General features: G+C 68.2%; 21 protein-coding genes. 9 read left to right on the forward strand and 12 right to left on the reverse strand.

The genetic code is table 11. The annotated features are described in order from the left end of the window. Positions 1-15: 15 nt before the first annotated feature. Positions 16-1,827 (reverse strand): LamG-like jellyroll fold domain-containing protein, encoded by a 1,812-nt coding sequence (locus AORI_RS79695; RefSeq protein ID WP_016337983.1) that lies wholly within the window; start codon positions 1,825-1,827, stop codon positions 16-18. A 77-nt stretch (positions 1,828-1,904) separates the two neighbouring features. Between AORI_RS79695 and AORI_RS79700 the strand changes: the two genes are divergently transcribed. Then, a complete protein-coding gene (locus AORI_RS79700) occupies positions 1,905-2,432 on the forward strand; it encodes a hypothetical protein (RefSeq protein ID WP_016337984.1) in 528 nt (175 codons plus the stop codon). On the opposite strand, the gene AORI_RS79705 is transcribed toward AORI_RS79700, so the two are convergent. Beyond that, positions 2,433-2,897 (reverse strand): DUF6328 family protein, encoded by a 465-nt coding sequence (locus tag AORI_RS79705; protein WP_016337985.1) that lies wholly within the window; start codon positions 2,895-2,897, stop codon positions 2,433-2,435. Then, positions 2,842-3,804, reverse strand: a complete 963-nt coding sequence (locus AORI_RS79710) for a DMT family transporter (protein WP_016337986.1) — start codon at positions 3,802-3,804, stop codon at positions 2,842-2,844. Before AORI_RS79710 ends, AORI_RS79705 begins: the two co-directional genes overlap by 56 nt. 83 nt (positions 3,805-3,887) lie before the next feature. Here AORI_RS79710 and AORI_RS79715 point away from each other — a divergent pair, with 83 nt between their 5' ends. After that, the gene (locus AORI_RS79715; protein ID WP_016337987.1) at positions 3,888-4,439 is read left to right on the forward strand and encodes a superoxide dismutase family protein; all 552 of its coding nucleotides are present in this window, start codon (positions 3,888-3,890) and stop codon (positions 4,437-4,439) included. Here AORI_RS79715 and AORI_RS79720 read toward each other — a convergent pair. The 4 genes from AORI_RS79720 to AORI_RS79735 all read right to left on the reverse strand — a co-directional run bounded on the left by AORI_RS79720 (position 4,436) and on the right by AORI_RS79735 (position 8,886). Continuing rightward, positions 4,436-4,837 (reverse strand): TIGR03667 family PPOX class F420-dependent oxidoreductase, encoded by a 402-nt coding sequence (locus AORI_RS79720; RefSeq protein WP_016337988.1) that lies wholly within the window; start codon positions 4,835-4,837, stop codon positions 4,436-4,438. The two genes, AORI_RS79715 and AORI_RS79720, sit on opposite strands and share 4 nt — an antisense overlap. 43 nt (positions 4,838-4,880) lie before the next feature. After that, positions 4,881-6,827, reverse strand: a complete 1,947-nt coding sequence (locus AORI_RS79725) for a DUF2339 domain-containing protein (protein ID WP_016337989.1) — start codon at positions 6,825-6,827, stop codon at positions 4,881-4,883. Positions 6,828-6,899: 72 nt separating this feature from the next. Next, complete coding sequence (uppS, locus tag AORI_RS79730) at positions 6,900-7,658, reverse strand: polyprenyl diphosphate synthase (protein WP_043849247.1); 759 nt, start codon at positions 7,656-7,658, stop codon at positions 6,900-6,902. 10 nt (positions 7,659-7,668) lie between these two features. Next, positions 7,669-8,886, reverse strand: a complete 1,218-nt coding sequence (locus AORI_RS79735) for an ATP-binding protein (protein WP_016337991.1) — start codon at positions 8,884-8,886, stop codon at positions 7,669-7,671. A gap of 728 nt (positions 8,887-9,614) precedes the next feature. On the opposite strand from AORI_RS79735, the gene AORI_RS84660 reads away from it, so the two are divergent. Both AORI_RS84660 and dusB read left to right on the forward strand, forming a co-directional pair. After that, positions 9,615-9,737 carry a hypothetical protein gene (locus tag AORI_RS84660; RefSeq protein WP_267283970.1) on the forward strand — a complete coding sequence of 41 codons (123 nt, stop codon included), beginning with the start codon at positions 9,615-9,617 and terminating at the stop codon, positions 9,735-9,737. An 18-nt stretch (positions 9,738-9,755) separates the two neighbouring features. After that, positions 9,756-10,901: a tRNA dihydrouridine synthase DusB gene (dusB, locus tag AORI_RS79740; protein ID WP_016337992.1), complete on the forward strand. Its 1,146-nt coding sequence runs from the start codon at positions 9,756-9,758 to the stop codon at positions 10,899-10,901. A 46-nt stretch (positions 10,902-10,947) separates the two neighbouring features. Here dusB and AORI_RS79745 read toward each other — a convergent pair whose 3' ends face one another. Next, positions 10,948-11,232, reverse strand: a complete 285-nt coding sequence (locus AORI_RS79745; protein WP_016337993.1) for a hypothetical protein — start codon at positions 11,230-11,232, stop codon at positions 10,948-10,950. 122 nt (positions 11,233-11,354) lie between these two features. Here AORI_RS79745 and AORI_RS79750 point away from each other — a divergent pair, with 122 nt between their 5' ends. From AORI_RS79750 to phoU, 5 genes are all read left to right on the forward strand, one after another. Then, positions 11,355-12,188, forward strand: coding sequence for an alpha/beta fold hydrolase (locus AORI_RS79750; RefSeq protein WP_016337994.1), 834 nt, complete (start codon positions 11,355-11,357; stop codon positions 12,186-12,188). A 58-nt stretch (positions 12,189-12,246) separates the two neighbouring features. Further along, a complete protein-coding gene (gene idi / locus AORI_RS79755) occupies positions 12,247-12,810 on the forward strand; it encodes an isopentenyl-diphosphate Delta-isomerase (protein ID WP_043848452.1) in 564 nt (187 codons plus the stop codon). Positions 12,811-12,923: 113 nt separating this feature from the next. Then, a complete protein-coding gene (locus AORI_RS79760) occupies positions 12,924-13,652 on the forward strand; it encodes a GGDEF domain-containing protein (protein ID WP_016337996.1) in 729 nt (242 codons plus the stop codon). A gap of 817 nt (positions 13,653-14,469) precedes the next feature. Next, entirely contained in the window at positions 14,470-15,873 is a 1,404-nt protein-coding gene (locus AORI_RS79765; RefSeq protein ID WP_016337998.1) for an LCP family protein, read from the forward strand. An 80-nt stretch (positions 15,874-15,953) separates the two neighbouring features. Next, the gene (gene phoU, locus AORI_RS79770; protein WP_016337999.1) at positions 15,954-16,616 is read left to right on the forward strand and encodes a phosphate signaling complex protein PhoU; all 663 of its coding nucleotides are present in this window, start codon (positions 15,954-15,956) and stop codon (positions 16,614-16,616) included. A gap of 186 nt (positions 16,617-16,802) precedes the next feature. On the opposite strand, the gene pstB is transcribed toward phoU, so the two are convergent. From pstB to pstS, 4 genes are all read right to left on the reverse strand, one after another. Continuing rightward, entirely contained in the window at positions 16,803-17,579 is a 777-nt protein-coding gene (gene pstB / locus AORI_RS79775; protein WP_016338000.1) for a phosphate ABC transporter ATP-binding protein PstB, read from the reverse strand. A 10-nt stretch (positions 17,580-17,589) separates the two neighbouring features. Continuing rightward, positions 17,590-18,507 (reverse strand): phosphate ABC transporter permease PstA, encoded by a 918-nt coding sequence (gene pstA, locus AORI_RS79780; protein ID WP_016338001.1) that lies wholly within the window; start codon positions 18,505-18,507, stop codon positions 17,590-17,592. Positions 18,508-18,509: 2 nt separating this feature from the next. Further along, positions 18,510-19,427 carry a phosphate ABC transporter permease subunit PstC gene (pstC, locus tag AORI_RS79785; protein WP_016338002.1) on the reverse strand — a complete coding sequence of 306 codons (918 nt, stop codon included), beginning with the start codon at positions 19,425-19,427 and terminating at the stop codon, positions 18,510-18,512. A 208-nt stretch (positions 19,428-19,635) separates the two neighbouring features. Then, positions 19,636-20,760, reverse strand: a complete 1,125-nt coding sequence (pstS, locus tag AORI_RS79790; RefSeq protein ID WP_016338003.1) for a phosphate ABC transporter substrate-binding protein PstS — start codon at positions 20,758-20,760, stop codon at positions 19,636-19,638. Positions 20,761-20,828: the final 68 nt, after the last annotated feature.

Genomic DNA, 20,828 nt, shown 5'->3' on the forward strand with positions numbered 1-20,828 from the left:
CGATCCGCGCGAAACTCAGCCGAGCATGAACTCGCGGGGGTCCAGCGCCCTGCCCACCACGCGGACGTCGCCGAGCCAGCCGTGGAACGCCTGCTCGACGATCGAGTCATAGGCGTAGGCGCCGATCAGCCACGAGCCGCCGGGGTTCGCGATCCCCGCCGCCGGCGTCTTCGGGTTTCGCAGCACCGCGCAGCCGTCGACGTAGAGCGTCGTCCGCCTGCCGTCGTTGACGGCCGCGACGTGGATCCATTCCCGCAACGCCAGTTCGTGCCCCCAGCAGGTGGAGATCCCGTTCTGGTTCACCGGGAAGACCGCCCACTGGAACGCGGCACCGTCCGAAAGGGACAGTGTGGCCGAAGGCTCGCCGGGATCGTCGCCGGTCTTGCCCGCCTTGCCGCCCGAGCCCTGCCTGCCGAAGATCGCGGCCCAGGAATGCTTGCCGTCCTTGAAATCCTCGGGCAGTTTCACGAACGCCTCGATGGTGTAGCCGCGGGCGAACGTCTCCGCGTTCATCGGCGCGGAGTCCGCCGTGCGCAGGTACCCGCCGCGAGCCGGTTTCTTGCCGCCGTCGAACCGGAGGCTCGACCTCGACGGCTGCCGCGGGGAGAACTCGCCGGAGAACCGCAACGCCTCGGGCGCGCTACCGGGCAGGGTCACCCGGACCAGGTCGTTGCCCCGGCCCGAAAGGTCACGGACACCGTCCACGGGCGCGCCGTCACGGCCCTCGAACCGCCAGTACGCCACGGTCCCGCGGATCAGCTGGCGTTCGGCGGGCCGGGCGGGCGGCACCGGGACCGGCGCGAACCCCGCGAACCTCGACTCGAAGTCGATCTCCAGGCTGAAATAGTCCGCCGGACCGGTGCGTTCGATCTCCTGCCGCTGCAGCTCGTTCAGCCGCGGCGCCTGGTCCGCGAGCCACGGCGAGACCGTACGGACGTCGATCACGTTGCGCGCGAGGTCGAACCGGTAGAGCCGGATCATCGCGCCGCCGCCGTAGTAGCGGTCCTGGTAGTTGGTGATGTGCAGATGGACGTCGTGGCCCGCCTTGTTCCGCTTCACCATGCGCCCGGGCGGCCAGTAGTGCCCGTTGAGCGTCAGGAAGATCTGGTCGTTGCCGTCGACCAGTTCGTCCCACACCTTCTGCCCGAACTCCGAGAACTGCGCCTGCCCGGCCTCGTCGGCCCATACCAATTCATGGATGGTCAGGATGGCCGGAAGCCGCGGATTCCGCGCCAGCACCGACCGCGCCCACCCCAGCCCGCCGGCCGACGGCCGCCAGTCGAGCGCGATCAGCAGCCACTCACGGCCACCCGCACGGAACACGTGGTGGCTGTTGTAGCCGTCCGGGCTCGCGCCGCGGAAGGTCCGCGAACCGCGCTGCCGCTGCGGCCCGAAAGCGTCGAGGTACGGCGTGCGGCCGCGCTGGTCGTCGGTCGAGGACTTGATGTCGTGGTTGCCCGCCAGCGTGCTGTACGGGAACCGCCGCCGGTCCAGGTGCTGGAAAGACCGGCTGATCTGGTCGAACTCGCCCGGCTGCCCGTTCTCGGTGAGATCGCCGAGATGCGCCAGGAAGACGATGTTCTCGTCGCCGCCGGTGACGTACCGCAGCGTGGCGTCCAACGGCGCGGGGTCGCCGCGGTCGGCGTCGAAGAGGTACTGCGTGTCGGGCAGGACCGCGAGGGTGAAGCGGCCGTCTTCGGTGTCGGGGCCACGACCGAAGGCCGCCGAGGCGGCCGGGGCGCCGAGCGCAGGCAACGCGGAGACCGCCGCACCGGCGCCGAGCAGGCCCGCGCCGCGCAGGAAGGTCCGTCTGGATGAGTCGTTCACGGCCGCAACCTACGGTCGCGGAGGCAACGCGTCCCGAACCGCGGGTGAACACTTGCCCCGCTCGGTAGCTTCGTCCCATGGGGAACGTCAAACGCTGGCCCGTGCTCGCCGGGGTCGGTGTGGTGGTGGCCGCGGCAGGCTGGTGGATCGTGGACGAGATGCCGACGGTGGACGACGCCGTCGCCCGTGAGGCGCTGCCGCCGATCGACGAGCATCTGCGTGCGCTCGCCGGTTCCGGAGCGACGGGAAGCCGCTGGGTGTGCACGCAGAAGGTGATCGAGACCCGGCCGGAGCGCCAACAGGTCAAGATCGGCCTGGTCGCGAGCTGCGACGAGGTGGAGCGGGACGGCGACGGCCTCGTCACGCGCGCCGGATTCCGTCGTCAGCCGATGGTTTACCGCGTCGAACGCATTCCCGGCGGGTTCCGCGTGCTCGATCGGAAGGTCGCGGAGGACGGCGCGGGCTATTCGCCTTCGGTCAAGGCGATGTTCTCGTGGACCGGTGCCCGGCGGGTGCTCCACGGCGCGAGCCCGGACGACCCGAAGTCCGTGTCGGCCGCCGCTTTCGGCCTGCCCGAAAGCACGCCGGTGCGCACCGGGCGGTGATCAGTCGCCGTTGCGGTCGATCTTCTTCGGCACGACGAACCACATGACGACGAACAGCACCGCCGACACCACGCCGAGGATCGTCATCGCGATCGGGCCGTAGACGACCTTGGCGATGAGCGCGACGGTCGTGGTGATGGCGGCCGCCAGACAGCCGAGGCCGACCAGGACCGAACGGTTGCCGACGGTGAGGATGCGCTCACGGTTCCCCGTGCGGAACAGCAGCCGATGCCACGCGGCGGGCGCCGTGAGGAGCACCGTCGAGCAGACCGTGAGCAGGACGGCCGTCAGGTGGACGGCTTTCTCGAACCCGCTCGCCTCGTGGAACTCGTCGGTGAACACCACCGTGAGCAGGAAACCGAAGAGGATCTGGACACCGGCCTGCGCGACCCGCAGCTCCTGCAGGAGCTCACTGACGTTGCGGGTCAGGCGTTCGTTCTTCGTCTCGCCGGTGTGCTCGACCATGCAGTGGCTCCAAGACCATCGGTTGACGCCTGACCTTTTCGTGCCAGCCGAGCGACGTCACTGACACGACCACCACGGCGAGGCCCAGCCACTGAGTACCCGACAATTCGGCGTTCAAGCACAATACGCCGATCACGGCCGCGGTGACGGGGAACGCGAGCTCGGCCAGCGTCGCCCTGGCGGCGGGCGTCGACCGCAGGCCCAGGTAGTACAGGCTCAGCGCCAGCAGGCCGGGGACCAGGGCGAGCAGGCCGAGGCCGAGCGCGTTGTCCCAGCCGACCGCGAACTGGCCGCCCTGGTACGCCACGATGCCCGCCGCGACCGGGAGCCCGACGGTGAAGCGCAGCGTGGTGACCTCCTTCGGCGCCAGTTCGGTGGAAAGCAGCCGTCCGAGCACCGTGCCGGCCGCCCACAACGCGGCCGCGCCGACCGCCAGGAGCGCCGCCTTCGCCGCGGCGAGCTGGATGTTCAGCGGATCCTTGAACGCCAGCAGCCAAGCGCCCAGCAACGCCGGGATCGCGAAGAAGGCGTACCCGGGGCGGACCCGCTCACGGAGGACGAAGTATGCCGCCAGCACGGCGAACACCGGCTGGAGCTTCTGCAGCACCAGCGGCGTCACCGGGTCACCCAGCTTGAACGCCGCGGTGAACATCGCCGTCGCGAGCGCGGAGGACCCGCCGCCGATGGCGAGTACGGCCAGCCATTCCCGCGGGCCGGTCCGGCGCAGCGCGCGGAAGGCGCCGGGAATGAAGGGGCTCAGCACGAGCACCACCAGCAGGTGCTCCCAGAAGACGACCGTGGCCGCCGGGAGCGCCTCGGCCAGCGGAAGCCGCAGAAGCCCGTCTGTGCCCCAAAGAGCGGCGGCGACCGCGACCAGCCAGGTGCGATCCGGAGGGTTGCTACTCACGTGTCCTGCCCATAGTTTGAGAATGATCGCCCGACCGAGTGACCGCTCTGGCGTGTCCGATTCGTGCGGACTAGGCAAGGGGCATGCGCCCCGTCCCCGCACTTTCCCTCGTCCTGTCCGCGGCCGCTCTGGCCCTGACCGCCGGCGCCGGGCCGGCCACCGCCGTCCCCGGCTCGCGGGTCCACGTGATCACCGCCAAGAGCGGCTTGACCATCTACAAGCCCGACCTGGTGCCGCCCGGCGCCCGCGCGCACGTCTTCGGGTTGACATCCAAGGCCTTCGGCACCTCGACCGCGATCCTCGTGACCGGCCTGCTGCCCAACCGCGAATACGGCGCCCACGCGCACACGAAGCCGTGCGGTGCCACCGGTGACCTCGCCGGCCCGCACTACCAGAACGTCGAAGACCCGGTGAAGCCGTCGGTGGACCCGGCCTATGCCAACCCCCGCAACGAGATCTGGCTCGACCTCACCTCCGACGCCACCGGCCGCGGCGTGGCCGTGTCCAAAGTGGACTGGACGTTCACCGACCGGCGCGCGAACTCGATCGTGATCCACGAAACGCATACGCACACCGACCCGGGCCACGCCGGGACCGCGGGGGCCCGGCTGGCCTGTGTGACGGTCGGTTTCTAGAAGCCCCAGGTGCGTTCCGGCCGGATCCTGATCCGGACGCTGTACTCGCGGTCGAACTTCGGGACGTCGTAGTCGATCGCCGGGTAATGCTTCTCGTACTTGGCGAGGAAGCCCGGCTGTTCCGACGCGAGACCGTCCGGCAGGATCTCGGCCTTGCCGCCGATCACCAGGATCGAGCCCCCGTGCTCGTCGCTGTTGAAGTGGAGGCTGACCTCGGGGTTGGCTTCGATGTGGCGGGTCTTCGCCGTGTCCGGCTGACTGAAGACGATGAAATCCTCACCGTCGAGCACGAACCACACCGGGCGGGGCGAAGGGCGTCCCTTCGGGCTGATCGTGGTCAGCCAGGCGACGTTCTCCTTCGCCCGCTCGGCGAGCCGCGGATCGGGTTGGTAGGTCATGAACCGACCAACCACGACCCCGCGGCTTTTCTTCCGCGTCCGCTCAGCGAGACGCGACGAGTTTCGCGTACCGCGTCCCCGCGCCGAGCAGCACCAGGCCGGCGATGAGGAAGGCGGCGACCCTGGCCAGGCCGTCGAGTGCGGAGAGGTCGAACAGGACCAGCTTCAGCACGGCCGCGCCGACCAGCACGAACCCGATCACCCGCAGGTTGACCGCCGAGATGCCGCGGATGAGCAGCACCAGCGCGGCGACCGTCCACGACACCGTGATCACCACGTGGCCGAGCAGGAAACCCGACCGGCCCGGGACCACCAGCAGCGCGCCGCACAGCACCAGCGCACCCGCGCCGTAGAGCCCGCAGACCCCGGCGAAGAGCCACGGCACCACGTTCTCGGCCGCGGCCTTGAACAGCCCCAGGCGGTGCGAGACCCACGGAAGCGTGATCGAGGCGGCCAAGATCGCCAGGGCCACCAGGAAGGCGGCGGCGAGGTCGGCGTCCGGCCGGTTGCGGACCAGGAAGAACAGCGTCGGCGGGACGTCGAGGACCAGCGCGATCATGCCGCCGATGACGGCGAACCCGAGGCCGCCGAAGAGCGCGACGTGCTTCTTCGTCCACAGCGCGACCAGGGCCAGCAGGACCGCTTCGCCGATGAGGATCCCCGAACGGGCACTGCCGTCGAAGAGCGTCATCGTCGTCTGCAGGGCCGCGAGGAGCCCGGCGGCGCCCGCGAGCTCACCCGTCCAGCCGTCGAGCCACTGCCCGGCCGCCCACACCGCGAGCAGCACCAGCGCGACCGACGCGGTGACGAGCACGGCCGGGGTCTTCGGCAGGAGCAGCGCGGCGAGCAATGACGGCGCGGGCGCGAGGGCGAGCAGGGTGAGCGCGGCGGCGTCCCCGCTCCGCTTGGCGGTGACGATCAGGGCCAGCGAGAGTCCGACGCCGCTCACGGCCAGCGCGGCGGCGGTGTTGGCCGTGCTGCCGCCGGGGCCGGCGAACGCGGTGCTGAACACCGACGCGACCAGCGGCGGGATCCCGGAAGCGACCGCGACCGACGGCCACGACTGGCGCAACTGCACCGGCGTCGAAGCGACCTGGACCACGAGCAGGAACGCGACCAGCTGCGGGGTGAACCCCTGGGTGATGATGGGCGCGCAGATCACGCAGCCGAGCACGACGGCCGTCGCGAGCAGCGACGACTTCCACCGCACGGCCAGCAGCAACCCGCCGACCGCGATCAGGAGCCCGATCGCGAGACCGGCGTAGGCCGGGAGGTACTCGTACATCGTCGTCGCGGCGATGGCGTCGAGGTACAGCGCGCCGATACCGGTCGCGGCGAGCGCGAACGCACCCGTGCGGCCCGCCGGCGTGCGGTGCAGGCGGAGCCCGATCCCGACCAGCGCCGCGCCGAGCACGGCGCCGCCGATCACCCGCGGCATCGGGCCGAACCAGCCACGCTGGATCGCGAGCACGAGGAACAGCACGATGCCGAGCAACGTGACCGCGCCGCCGATCCAGGCCAGCAGCCTGCTGCCGGCGCCCTCCTTGCCCAGCTTCTCGGTGAGCGACACCTTCGGGGCGGGCTGGTACGGGCGGTAGGGCTGCTGCGGCTGCTGCTGGCGGTACTGCTGCCATTGCTGCTGCCACTGCGCGTACTGGGCCTGCTGGTGGTGCTGGCCCTGGTAGTGCGGGTGCGGGTAGTAGTGCTGGTACGGCTGCTGCGGCTGGGCCTGGTGCGGCACCTGGGGCTGCTGCGGTTGCTCGGCCCGCGGCTGCTCGGCCTGCTCGGTCTGCGGGGCCGTGGCCTGCTGCTCTTCCTGCTGCTCGGCGGGCTCTTCCGCCTGCTCAGGCGCCTCTTCGTGCTTCGGCTCCGCCGCGGACTGGACGGTCCGCAGCTCCGTGCCGACCCGCGCGAGGCGGGCCCCAAGGTCGTCGATCTCCCCGGCGAGCCTGAGGAGCACATCCCCATCGGTGGTCATGGCGATCAGCATGCGGCCTGACGCCCGCCGAGGGATCCGTAGCACTACTCAATCGTGATGACGATGTGGTCGCGACCTGCAAGATCATCGCGATCGGGCCCACATCCGGAGCGCTCGCAAGAGGTCGATGTACCGGAAGCCCGGCCAGTTGACGTCACAGAAGTACAGCCGGGAATCCTTGGCCTGCCAAAGCAGGAATCCGGACAGCCGGACCTCGCCGCTGGTCCGGATGATCAGGTCCGGATCGGGACTGCCGACCGTGTACAGATGCGCGGCGAGAGCGTCCACGGAGACGGACTCCGCGATCTCCACCAGGGACTTGCCATCCGCCGCCCCTTCGAGCACGAGATCGCGGACGGCGTCGACGATCTCCTCGCGGCTTCCGTACCCGATCGCGAGGGTCAGCTCAGGCCCCGTCGCACCGCGAGTGTCCTCTTCGGCCTGCTTCAGCACTTCGGCCGTGGAGTAAGGCAGCATGTCGAGACGCCCCACAGGCGCGACGCGCCACTTCGCGCCAGGCGCCGTGAGCCGCTCGCGGACGACGTCCTCGATCACCTGCATCAAGAAGGCCATCTCGGGCGACGCGCGCTTCGTCAGGTTGTCGACCGACGCGAGGTACACCGTCACGTGCCCGATGCCGAGGCCTTCGCACCACGACATCAACCTGGCGATGTGCTGTGCCCCGTGCCGATGCCCCTCGCGGACGTCCTCGAAGCCCATCGCACGGGCCCAGCGGCGGTTGCCGTCGATGATCACGCCGATGTGGCGGGGCAGTGGACCTCGCCGGAGGCGAGCGCGGAGCCGTCGCGCGTAGAGGTCGTCGAGTCTGGTCCGGACGCTCATGAAGGCGAAGCTACCGTTCTTCACCTGGCTGAGTGGTCCACAGCGCGCTGATCGGCAGGCACGCGAGGTTCTCCCCGAAGGGAAGCTGCTGGTCGCCACAGTAGAGGACAAAACCGGCACGAAAGCGGTCGCCCAGGCGTCGTTGAAGGACCCGGATCGAACGAAAATCATCGGTCCGGACGGTTTCAGCGGCCTTCACCTCGACGGCGACCACACGACCGGCATTGTCCTCCAGAACAGCGTCGACCTCGTAGCCGTCGCGGTCCCGATAGTGATGCAGACGGGGCATCGTCTGGCTCCACGTGATCTGGCGCGCGAGTTCGCCGATGACAAACGTTTCGACGAGTCCGCCTGTCGTGGCGTCGTTAGTGACGCCAGAGACCAAGTGCCCGGCGAGGCCGGCGTCGTTGAAGACCAGCTTCGGCGTGGCGACCGCCCGCGTCGTCGCGTTCGCCGACCATGCCGGAATCAATCGGATCAGGTAGATCAGTTCGAGGAGTCCGACGTAGTCGCGGACCGTCGACGCGGGAAGAGCGAGATCAGAGGAAAGCCGACTGTAGTTGAGCAACCCGCCGGACTGTGCCGCGAGCGTCCCGATAAGGCGCCGCATATCGGAGATGCGTTGGATGTCCGCCACCTGATGCACATCCCGGCTCATGATGTCGTCGAGGTAGGACCTAAAGAACTGAGCACGTCGCCGTGGAGTTTCGCGACGTACGGCTTCGGGATACCCACCGCGTGTGGCGAGAGCCAAGTAATCACGGCGACGCAATGTCGAAGCTGCCGCTCGCAATCGGCTCCCGTGTGCGAACACGGCGTCGACGAAACCGTCGGGACCACCGGTGATTTCCCCCTGCGACAAGGGGAACAGCTCGATAGTTTCCGATCGACCCGGCAGGGAATCCGGAAGCTGGCTCAATCCGAGAAGCCTGGCCGAGCCGGTCAGCAGAAATCGCCCCGGACGGGGATCCCGGTCCACAATGTGCTTGATGGTCAGCCACAATTCCGGGACTCGCTGGACCTCATCGATGAGCATGGCCCCCGGCGCGTCCAGAAATGCGACTGGATCGGCGTCGGCCGAAGCCCTGGTCCGCGGATCGTCCAGGTAGCGTCGCACGCCATCCGGCTGATGATCCCGCAAGCACAGCTCGGCAAGAGTGCTCTTGCCGGTCTGACGGGCTCCATTGAGGATGACGACACGCGTGTCGCCGAGAGCCTCCGCAACCATGTGAGCGGCTCTGCGCGGGAGGTAACCATCAGCTCTGTGCACAGCTCAACGGTACCATTCTCCGTGGATCTGCCGATCCTGTCGTCGCTGATCTGCCGAAGATCGTGTCGCTGATCTGCCGAAGGCGAGCCCGTGGATCTGCCGATACGAGCACCCACTCGCGTCGACAGCCCGCCCGGAGAGCCTCATCGGCCTTCCGACACCGGAACTTGAGATATCTACCCGGCGCACGGATCACTCACGGACTAGGTTGAACACGAAGTGTGGCGCCGCGGGCGCCACACGAGTCGCAAGGCCAGGTGCACCCGGGGAATGCCGGGACCCTGGCCTTACGCATGGGCTTGCGAAGCCTCGACCACTGTGTGGATTTCGGGACATCTGACGTCCCAAAATCCACACGGTCCACGCAGGGAGCCGAATATCGACCCCGAGGTACCGGAAGTTTCTCCATACTGGCCGGATGAACCCCGGCGAAACGCTCCTCAGCACGTCGCGCACCTTCCAACTGTGGCGATACGGCGCAGGGCACTCGGAGTTGTTCTCCGATCCGGGTTCAGGCCGGGGAACGAGCCTGTCGAGCTCTACTTCGAAGGCGTTCGATCGATGCACTTCGACGACCTCAATTTTCCCGAGCTGACCGTATGGAGGGACGAAGACGTGACCGTCGAGAGCGACACGGCCCGCTCCACCGCCTGCGGATCGAGCTGAGATCACCGAAACACACGGGCGTGGTCGTCGCCAGCCGCTTGACCTACATCGACGGGACCTACGCCGACGGCAACCTGGAGTGGACCGTGATCGCCCCTCCCGGCGAGGCGATCGGCGGCGGAACCCGGCCCACCTGCGAGTGACAGACACCACAGGCGACAATGGAGGACGTGACCGCCACCCTGAGCAAGCCCAGCCTGAAGATCGGCCCCTACGAGGTCGATCCCCCGGTCGTGCTCGCTCCCATGGCGGGCATCACCAACGTCGCGTTCCGGCAGCTGTGCCAGGAGTACGGCGCCGGCATCTACGTCTGCGAGATGATCACCGCCCGCGCGGTGGTCGAACGCCATCCCGGCACCATGCACATGATGACCTTCGGCGAGAACGAAAAGCCCAGGTCCATGCAGCTTTACGGGGTCGACCCGAAGACCATGGCCGAGGCCGTCCGCATCATCACCGGCGAGGGGCTCGCCGACCACATCGACAGCAACTTCGGCTGCCCGGTGGCGAAGGTGACGCGCAAGGGCGGCGGCGCGGCGTTGCCGTTCAAGCGCAAGCTGTTCGCCGACATCGTGCGCGAGTCGGCGAAGGCGGCGGCCGAGGCGGGGGTGCCGTTCACGGTCAAGTTCCGGGTGGGCATCGACGACGACCACCTGACCTACCTCGACGCCGGGCGCATCGCCGAGGCCGAGGGCGCGGCGGCGGTCAGCCTGCACGCGCGCACCGCCGCGCAGCGCTACTCCGGCCAGGCCGACTGGACGAAGATCGCGGCGCTCAAGGAGGCCGTCACCAGTATCCCGGTGCTCGGCAACGGCGACATCTTCTCCGCCGAGGACGCGCTGCGCATGGTCGACGAGACCGGTTGCGACGGCGTCGTCGTCGGCCGCGGTTGCCTGGGCAGGCCGTGGCTGTTCGGCGAGCTGGAGGCCGCCTTCGCCGGTCGTCCACAGCCGACGCCGCCGAATCTCGGCGAGGTCGCGAAGGTGCTGCGCCGCCACACGGAACTGCTCGTCGAGCACGACGGCCACGACAAGGCCATGCGTGACATCCGCAAGCACATGGCTTGGTACTTCATGGGTTTCCCGGTCGGTTCCGAGCTTCGACGCGGCTTCGCGATGCTGTCCAGCATGGACCAGCTCGACGACCTGATCGCCAAGCTCGACCACGACGCGCCGTTCCCCACCGCGGCCACCGGTCCGCGCGGGCGGCAGGGTTCGCCGGGCAAGGTCACGCTGCCGCACGGCTGGCTCGACGACCCGGACGACGACTGCGTCCCCGAAGCCGAGGACATGCACTCGGGCGGCTGAAACGAAAAACGCTCCCGCCGGGCGGCGGGAGCGTTTCGTTCACGACTCAGGTTCCCCTGGTCTTGTAGGCGAACTTCCACTGGTCGTGGTCGACCTCGAAGCACCGCATGGTGATCGTGTAATACCGGGCCATGTTGCTCTGCTCGATGAGACACGCTTCGTAGGTCGGGTAGGGCCCGAGTTGACAACCCGGGTTGCCGTCACAGACCCCGAGCACCGAAACCGGTGCTTCCTGCGCGACCGCGACATTCGCCGCGGTGACAGCGATTCCGCCCGCGAGCGCGACGGAAGCGGCGCCGACGGCGAGCCGGCGCCTCCAACTGTTCGACATGTGATACCCCAGTTTCCCCAGTGCGGCCGAAGATCGGCAGCGCGCTTATTAGACGATCAAGGAACACTCGTCGTCAATCCCTTGCCGCCTGCCGGAAACCCGCAACCCGTAAAGTCGGCGTCGTGATCGAGCAGCTGAGCATCCCCACCGCGGCCGGTTCCTTCGACGCCATCGCGGCGGGCCCCGAGGACGGCCGCCCCGTCCTGCTGCTGCACGGGTTTCCCGAGGCCGCGGTGGAATGGGAGCACCAGGTCGCGACGCTCGGCGTGCTCGGCTATCGCGCGGTCGCCCCGGATCAGCGCGGCTACTCCCCGGGCGTCCGGCCGGAACAGGCCTCCGAATACGGGATCGACGACCTCGTCGGTGACGTCATCGCGATCGCGGATCGCTTGGGGTGGAACGAATTCGACCTCGTCGGACACGATTGGGGCGGCGCCGTCGCGTGGTGGACGGCCGACGCTCATCCCGGCAGGCTCCGCAGTCTCGCCGTGATTTCGACGCCGCATCCGGCGGCGCTGGCGGAGGCCATGAAGACCGACGAGGACCAGCACCTCCGGTCGGCCTACATGACCGAATGGCGGCAGACCCGCGTCACCGAACGGCGCATGCTCGAGAACAACGCCGACGCGCTGCGCCGCATGTTCGACTGGAAAGTGCCGCCGAGCAAGATCGACGAGTACGTCCAGCGCCTGTCCGAGCCGGGCGCGCTGACCGCCGCGCTCAACTGGTACCGCGCCGGCCGTCCCGGCGGAAAGATCGGGCCGATCGAGGTTCCGACGCTCTACATCTGGAGCACCGAGGACGCCGCCTTCGGTTCGACGGCCGCGCTCGACACCGCGAACCGGGTCACCGGGCCGTACCGCTTCGAGATGATCGAGGACGTCTCTCACTGGGTCGTGGAGGAAGCTCCCGAGGCCGTCACATCTTTGCTCGTCGAGCACCTTTCATCCCACTAACAGGGGTAACTCTGGTCGCGGTACCGGTTACAGCGAGCCTGCTGGTTCAGTGGGGCCGATGAACAACATGACCGAAGTGGACACCGAACGCATCGTCTACGTCACCGAGGACGGCGAGCCGACCGGCGAAACCGCGCCCAAACTGGCGGCGCACCACGAGCACACCCGGCTGCACCTGGCGTTCTCCTGCTACCTGCTGCGCAGCAGCGACCAGGCCTTGCTGATCACCAGCCGCGCCGCCACCAAGAAGGTGTGGCCCCGCGTGTGGACCAACAGTGTCTGCGGGCACCCCGCACCGGGTGAACCGATCGAGGAGGCCGTCCGGCGCCGCGCCGCCTTCGAGCTCGGGCTGCCCCGGCTGAACGGCCTCAGGTGCGTCCTCCCCGCCTACCGTTACTCCACGCCGCCGTTCGAAGGCGTGGTCGAGAACGAGTTCTGCCCGGTCTTCGTCGCCTGGGTCGACGACGATCCGGAACCGCATCCCGACGAGGTCGGCGACTGGCGGTGGCTGAGCTGGAATGATTACGCACTGTTGCTGAATGACGATGTGACTGACGTGAGTTACTGGGCGAAGGATCAGTTTTCGCAGCTCAAGGACGCCGAGCCGTTTTCGTCCTTATGAAAGGACACTTCGGTGCGTGACAATGGCGCTGAACCGTCGTCCTCTTGAGGGATATTCACTTTGGCCCGTACTCATACCTCAAGAGATCCCTCCTATACGACGAAAACCAATTCGTGGCGGAGGTGAGCGTGGCAGCCGACGACGAGGCCGCGCTCCCACCGGGCGCGCGGACCACCGATCTGCTCAGTCTCCACGAGTCGATCGCCGGGGTATTGGCCACGCAGGGCGACTGGCGACGCGCGTACCACCACCTCAAATCCGCCTTCGACCTCGCCAGGGCGGGCAGCCTGCGGGACACGCTGACGTCGAGCTACAACCGCCGCTACCTCGACCAGTGGCTGCACGGCCCGGCCGTCGACCATCGCGGCCCGCCCGGCGTCGCGATCGCGCTGGTCGACCTCGACCTGTTCAAGGACGTCAACGACACGTTCGGGCATCTGGTGGGCGATCGGGTGCTCCGCGAGGTGGCCGACCTGCTGCAACAGGGACTTCCGCCGGAGGCGTTCTGCGCCCGCTACGGCGGCGAGGAGTTCGCGCTCGTCATCCCGGACGTCGACGCCGCCCGCGCCGTGCGCATCGCCGACACCGCCCGCATCCGGGTGGCCCGCCATCCGTGGCGCCGCATCCGCCCCGGTCTCTCGGTGACGATCAGCGTGGGGCTCGCGCACGAAAGCCGGATGGAGCCGGATCTCGCGGCCGAACCGGAACGACAGTTGCGCAGTGCCGACGCTTTGTTGTATATGGCGAAACGGGCGGGGCGAAACAAAGTGGCGTATCGGGATAAGGAATCTTCACGCACGATTCCGCATCCGATGAACGCCGCGGAGTCCGCCGGCGCTTAGCCCGCCCGGCGGCCACTCACACAGTCACCGTTCGCACTCTGCGTAGTGGTTTCGAACCTTTTAACGCAGCTTTAACCACGACCGCTCACCCGATCGCATGGACCGTTCGGCGCTTCTCGGTACCTTGGGTGAAGAAAATTCCGGGATGGTTGTCGCCACGAACCTGAGGTGTCCGTACGATAACGAAAGAGCTTCGACGCCAGGCCTGAAAGGAGACCGAGTGCCCGACGAGCACCACACCCCGGGGACCGGTCGCCACAGCAACACCGACAGGAACGCCGGTGAGCGCGGCCGCCGGGCTCGACGCCGCTCGATGGACACCCACGGCGGGATCAGCGTTTCCGACGTCGTCGCACGTCATACCGGTGAGCGCCCGATCTTCGACCCGTCCGCCGAGCCGCCCGCGCCGCGACGGCTCCGGCAGAGCGAGCCCTCGCCGGAACCTCCGAGACCCGGTGCGCGAGCCGCCCGGACGGAGCCTCCCGCGCCTCGACGTCCTCGTCCCTCCGCCCCCGCCGAGAGCCCGGCACCTGCTCCTCGCGCGGCCGAACCCGCCGCGCCGCGTGCCCCGATGCCGCCGCGGAGCCCGCAGCCCGACGAAGCCCCGCGCCCGCCTCGCGCGCGCCAGCCGCGCCGCGCTCCGCAGGCCGCGCCGAGCCCCGAGGCGCCCACGCAGCGCCGCCCGCCGGTGGTGAACCCCGGCGCGCAGCAGCAGCCCGCGGTACCGCCGCCCCCGCGTCGTCCCCGCCGTCCGGCGCAACGGCCGGTGCAGCAGGCGCCCGCCCCGCAGTCGCCGGGTGTCCCGCCTCGGTCCGAGATGGACCGGCTCACCATGACCGACGAGCTCGAGGCGATCGACGACGCGACGATCATCAAGCGCAAGATCGACCACACGCTCGCCCGGTTCTCCGCCGCGCACGACGAACTCGAGGCCGAAGAGGCCAAGAAACGCGAGCGCCGCGAGCGGCTCGCCTTGCGCCCCGCCGCCCTGCTGGAGCAGACCCGCACGGCGCTGCAACGAGTGGTCACGACCAACGACGCCACGCCTGCCGAGGCCGCCGAGGAATCCGCGCCGCAAACCCGGCTGCAGGAGAAGAAGGAACGCAAGACCAGGCAGACGGCCAAGGCGGGCCGGATCACCGCCGCCGTGGTCGCCGCGCTCGTGTTCCTCTCGATCGGTTCGGCGTGGGGCGCTCAGACCTGGTTCGACGCGAAGTTCAACAACGTCGCTTCGCTCGACGAAGACTCGGCCGACATCCAGGACGCCGCGGGCCAGACCGGCGACGAGAACTTCCTGATGGTCGGCTCCGACACCCGTGACGGCGCGGCCGCCGAAGACGGTGTCGGCGACGCCGACGGCACCCCGGGCGCCCGCTCGGACACGGTCATGATCGCGCACGTCCCCGCCGACCGGCAGCGCGTCGTCATGGTGTCCTTCCCGCGCGACCTCGAGATCAGCCGCCCCGAATGCAAACGCTGGGACCCGGCGACGTCGTCGTATTCGGACGAGACCTCGCCGGCGCAGAAGATCGCGAAGCTGAACACCGCGTACGCGGTCGGCGGCCCGCAGTGCGTCACGAAGGTCATCCAGCAGATCACCGGCATGAAGATGAACCACTTCGTCGGGATCGACTTCAACGGCTTCAAATCCATGGTCGACGCCGTGCAGGGCGTCACCGTGTACAACGAGAAGCCGATCGACGACACCACGCTCGGCATGATCATCCCGCAGGCGGGCGAGGTGCGGATCTCCGGCGACCAGGCGCTGAACTACGTCCGGGCGCGGCACGTCAAGGGCGACCCGACGTCGGACTACGGCCGGATCAAACGGCAGCAGGCCTTCCTCGGCGCGCTGCTGAAGACGGTGATGTCGAAGGAAGTCATCCTCGACACCGGCAAGCTGAGCGGCTTCATCGACGCGTTCGCCAAGGCCACCTTCGGCGAGAACCTCGGCATCAAGCAGATGATGACGCTGGCGAAGTCGATGCGCGGGATGGGCTCGGACAAGGTCAAGTTCCTCACCGTGCCCACCACCGAAGAGGCGAACAAGCGCGGCAACGAGGTGCTGTTGCAGAGCAAGGCGAAGGCCGTCTTCGACGCGTTGATCAACAACACCCCGCTGGAAGAGAAGGCCCCGGCCCCTCCCGCGAGCGATACCGCGTCGCCCCCGACCAGCTCCGCCAAGCCGGGCGGCGCCAAGAAGAGCAGCAGCTCAGGCTGAGGATCATTCGTTAGTCCGGGTTCACGTCAGGTTCACTCTGGGATGCGGCTTTTGGCCCCTGTTCCCCGTAGGGTTGGGCCATGCGTGAGGCTTACCATGTCGAACTCGAACAGCTCGCCGAGAACCTAGCGAGCATGTCCCTCCAGGTCGCCGACGCGATGGAGCGGGCGACCCGGGCGTTGCTCGAGGTCGATCTCGGGCTCGCCGAGCAGGTCATCAGCGACGACGCGAAGGTCGACGACGCGCGCGCCGAATGCGAGGAGCAGGCGTACGCGCTGCTGGCCCTGCAGGCACCCGTCGCGACCGACCTCCGGACCGTGCTCGCCGCGATCCACGCGGCGGAAAGCCTGGAGCGGATGGGCGATCTGGCGCTGCACGTGGCCAAGGCCGCGCGCCGCCGTCACCCGGACCCCGTGCTGCCCGAAGAGGTGAAGGCGGACTTCGCCAAGATGGGCGAGGTCGGCGTCAGCCTGGCCCGGCAGGTCGAGCAGGTCATCAAGTCCAAGGACGTCGAGGCCGCCCGCACGATCGAGTCGGACGACGACGAGGTCGACGAGATCCACAAGCACCTGTTCACGGTCATCATGGACCGGAACTGGGACCACGGCGTCGCCGCGGCCGTGGACGTCACCCTGCTGGGCCGCTTCTACGAGCGCTTCGCCGACCACGCCGTCTCGGTCGCGCGCCGGATGATCTTCGTGGTGACCGGCAAGATGCCCGGTTACGGACCCGACGAGCTGTAAGGGGAGTTTCCCCGCGAAGGGGCCCTTCACCGCATCCTGTGCGGTGAAGGGCCCCTTCGTCATTGCCGACGCCGGCCCGACATCGGTCACGTGGGTCGTGAGTGGCGATTCGGGTTCTAACCCGAATCGCCACTCACGACCACCTGGACCGACGCTCACCTCGCCGCGCCGGCCGTCAGCGCGCGACTAGCCGAAGCGGCCCGAGATGTAGTCCTCGGTCGCCTTCTCGTCCGGGTTCGAGAAGATCTTCTCCGTGTCGTTCAGCTCCACCAGGCGCCCCGGCTGGCCGACGCCCGCCAGGTTGAAGAACGCGGTCTGGTCCGAGACCCGCGCCGCCTGCTGCATGTTGTGCGTCACGATGACGATCGTGTACTCCTTCTTGAGCTCACCGATCAGGTCCTCGATGGCGAGCGTCGAGATCGGGTCGAGCGCGGAGCACGGCTCGTCCATCAGCAGCACGTCGGGCCGCACGGCGATCGCCCGCGCGATGCAGAGCCGCTGCTGCTGACCACCGGAGAGGCCGCCGCCCGGCTTGTTCAGCCGGTCCTTGACCTCGTTCCACAGGTTCGCGCCGCGCAGGGCGCGCTCGGCGACGTCGTCGAGCTCCTTCTTGCCCTTGGTGCCGCCGAGGCGCAGGCCCGCCACGACGTTGTCGCGGATGGACATCGTCGGGAACGGGTTGGGGCGCTGGAACACCATGCCGATCGTGCGGCGGACCTGCACCGGGTCGACCCCGGCGCCGTAGATGTCCTCGCCGTCGAGCAGCACCTCACCCTCGACGCGGGCGCCGGGGATGACCTCGTGCATCCGGTTCAGCGTGCGCAGCACCGTCGACTTGCCGCAGCCCGACGGGCCGATGAACGCGGTGACGTTCCGCGGCGGCACCGAGAGGGTGACGCCGTCCACGGCGTGGAATTTGCCGTAGTAGATGTCCACGTCTTTGACGTCGATTCGTTTGGCCATCTCAAACAGCTCACTTCTTCTTCGGGGCGACAAGACGGGCAAAGAGCATGGCGAGGAGGTTCACGATCGCGATGATCAGTACCAGGGTGAGCGCCGCTCCCCAGATCCTGTCGAACGCGACGGTACCTTCGTCGAACGGGTTGCTGACCCGTTCGTTGTTCATCAGAAGCGGCAGTGCGGCCTGTTCGCCACCGAAGATGTCCCAGTTCACGTAGGCGGAGTACCCCACGAGGACCAGCAGCGGCGCGGTCTCGCCCATGACCCGGGCGAGCGCCATCATGATGCCGCCGATGATGCCGGACAGCGCGGTCGGCAGGACGATCTTCATGATCGTCTTCCACTTCGGCACGCCCAGCGCGTACGAGGCTTCGCGCAGGTCGTCCGGGACGATCCGCAGCATCTCCTCCGAGGAGCGCACGACCACCGGGATCATCAGCAGGACCAGGGCCAGCGACACGGCGAAACCGCTGCGCGGCAGGCCGAACGTGGTGATCCACAGTGCGTAGATGAACAGCGCCGCGACGATCGAGGGGACACCGGAGAGGATGTCCACCATGAAGGTGGTGACCTTCGCGAGCTTGCCGCGGCCGTATTCGACCAGGTAGATCGCGACCAGCATGCCGATCGGGACCGCGATGATCGCGCAGACCAGGCCCTGCAGCACCGAGCCGATCACGGCGTGGGCCACGCCGCCGCCGACCTCGTCCGACAGCACCGACCCGAAGTCCTCGGTCCACCAGTTGCTGTACGGGATCCGCTTGACCCCGTTGATGATCACCGTGGCCAGCAGCCACACCAGCGGCACGACGGCGATCAGGAACGACAGCCAGATCAGTGTGGTGGCGAAGCCGTTCTTGACCTTCCTGGCCATGCTGACCTGCTGGAAGGCGGGCGTGGTGGCGGGGGTCTTCTCGAGCGTGGTGGACATGCTCAGTCCCCCTTCTTGGCGATGACGGATCGCGCGATGAAGTTGACGACGAGCGTCAGCAGGAACAGCACGAGACCCGCCGCGATGTACGCGCCCGCCGAGATCTCGTTGTTGAGTTCCGCGTAGTCCGCCGCGATCTTCGAGGCGAACGTGGCGCCGCCGTCGAAGAGGCTCCAGGTGAACTCGCGGCCGACGGCGCCGGTCAGGATGATCGCGAGCGCGATCGTCTCGCCGAGCGCGCGGCCGAGGCCGAGCATCGAAGCGCCGATGTAGCCCGCCTTGCCGAACGGGAGCACCGTGGTGCGGATGACCTCCCAGCGGGTGGCGCCCAGCGCCAGCGCGCCCTCGATATGCGGGGTCGGGGTCCGCTCGAACACCTCGCGCGACAGCGAGGTGATGATCGGCAGGATCATCACGGCCAGCACGATGCCCGCGGTGAAGATGGTGCCCCGCAGGTCGGGCGAGACGTTGCCCGCCGCGAAGAGCGGGATCCACGAGAAGGTGTCGTTGACCCACTGCGAGAAGGGCTCGATCGCCGGCGCGAAGACCATCAGGCCCCACAGGCCGTAGATGATCGAGGGGACCGCGGCGAGCAGGTCGATCACGTAGGCGAAGGGCCGCGCCAGCCGCTTCGGCGCGTACTGCGTGAGGAACAGGGCGATCCCGAGCGAGATCGGCATCGCGATGATCAGCGCCAGCAGGGACGAGTACACCGTGACCAGCAGCAGGCCCATGATCCCGAAGCGCATGTCGTCCGGGGTGGTCTGCCAGACCTGGCTGGTCAAGAAGTTCACGTTGTCGGCCTGCAGCGCCGGAATGGCCTGCACCAGCAGGAACAACCCGATCAGGCCGATCAGCGAGACGACGAAGACGCCGGCTCCGGTGGTCAGGATCTGGAAGATGCGGTCACCGGGTCGCACCGTCCTGGAATTGGGGCTCGCGAGGCGCACCGAGGACTGCTCGGGCGGTGACGCGGCAGATTGCTCCGAAATCGGGTCCTCCGTGAAGGTCTCGCGGACGCCAGAACGCCCACCGGGGTCGCCGGTGGGCGTTCTGGGCGAAGACGAATCGCTCATCGACTACTTCTGTCCAGCCTGTTTACTGATCAACCTAGAGGTCGTCGACAGGTCAGGCGATGGCCTTGACGGCGGTCAGGACCTTGTCCTGCAGGCTCTGCGGGATCGGCACGTAGCCCTTCTCCGAGAGCGGCTTCTGACCGTCGGTGGCGGCGACGTTCAGGAACGCCTTGACGGCCTTGCCGACCTCGGCGTCCGCGTACTTGGAGCAGACGATCTCGTAGGTGGCGAGCAGCAGCGGGTACGCGCCGGGAACGTTGCCGGAGTAGATCGAGTCCAGGTCGAGGGCCAGGTCGTTCGAGCCCTCCTTCTTGAACTTCGCCGCGTCGAGGGACTTCGCGACGTTCGCCGCGGTGAGCTCGACACCGCCGGAGCCGCTGTCGATGAGGGCGGTGCTGATGCCGTCCTTCGCGAACGCGGACTCGACGTAGGTGATGGCACCGTCGGCGGACTTCACGGCGTTGGCGACACCGTTGGACTTCTCCGCGCCGTTGCCGACACCACCGTTGAACTTCTTGCCGTCACCCTGGGTCCAGGCGCCCTTGGACGCGACCTTCAGGTACTTCTGGAAGTTGTCGGTGGTGCCCGACTCGTCGGTGCGCGAGATGACCTGGATGGCCTTGTCCGGCAGGTTGAGGCTCTCGTTGCCCTTGACCGCCTTGATGGCCGGGTCGTTCCACTTGGTGATGCCACCGTTGAAGATCTTGGCGGTGACCTCGGGGGTCAGGGTCAGCTTGTCGACCCCGGAAAGCTTGTAGGCGACGGCGACCGGGCCGACGACGAGCGGGAGGTTCCACGCGTCGGAGGCGCACCGGGCCTTGGCCTTCTCGGCCTCTTCGTCCTTGAGCGGCGAGTCCGAACCGGCGAAGTCGACCTGGTTCGCGTTGAACTGCTTGATGCCGGCGCCCGAACCGCTGGGGTTGTAGTTCACCTTCTGGCCGGAGCACTTGGCGGCGTAAGCCTGCACGAAGATGTCGATCGCGTTCTTCTGCGCGGACGAGCCCTCGGCCGAAAGCGGGCTCTTGCCGCCGCATTCGACGTTGGCCGCGCCACTCGGAGCGGCGGCGGCACCCGTGCTGCCGGGCTTGGTCGCCGCCGGGTCGGATCCACAGGCGCCGAGCACGAGGGCGGCGGTGGCCACGATGCCGATCGCGCCCGCGGGCCGCATGATCTTCACTGCATTTCCTCCACTGGGAGACTTTCGCCGGATCGGTGGAACGGGAGCGTTCCTTCCGGACCCGGACA

This window comes from Amycolatopsis keratiniphila, assembly GCF_000400635.2.
Classification (GTDB): Bacteria; Actinomycetota; Actinomycetes; order Mycobacteriales; family Pseudonocardiaceae; genus Amycolatopsis; species Amycolatopsis keratiniphila.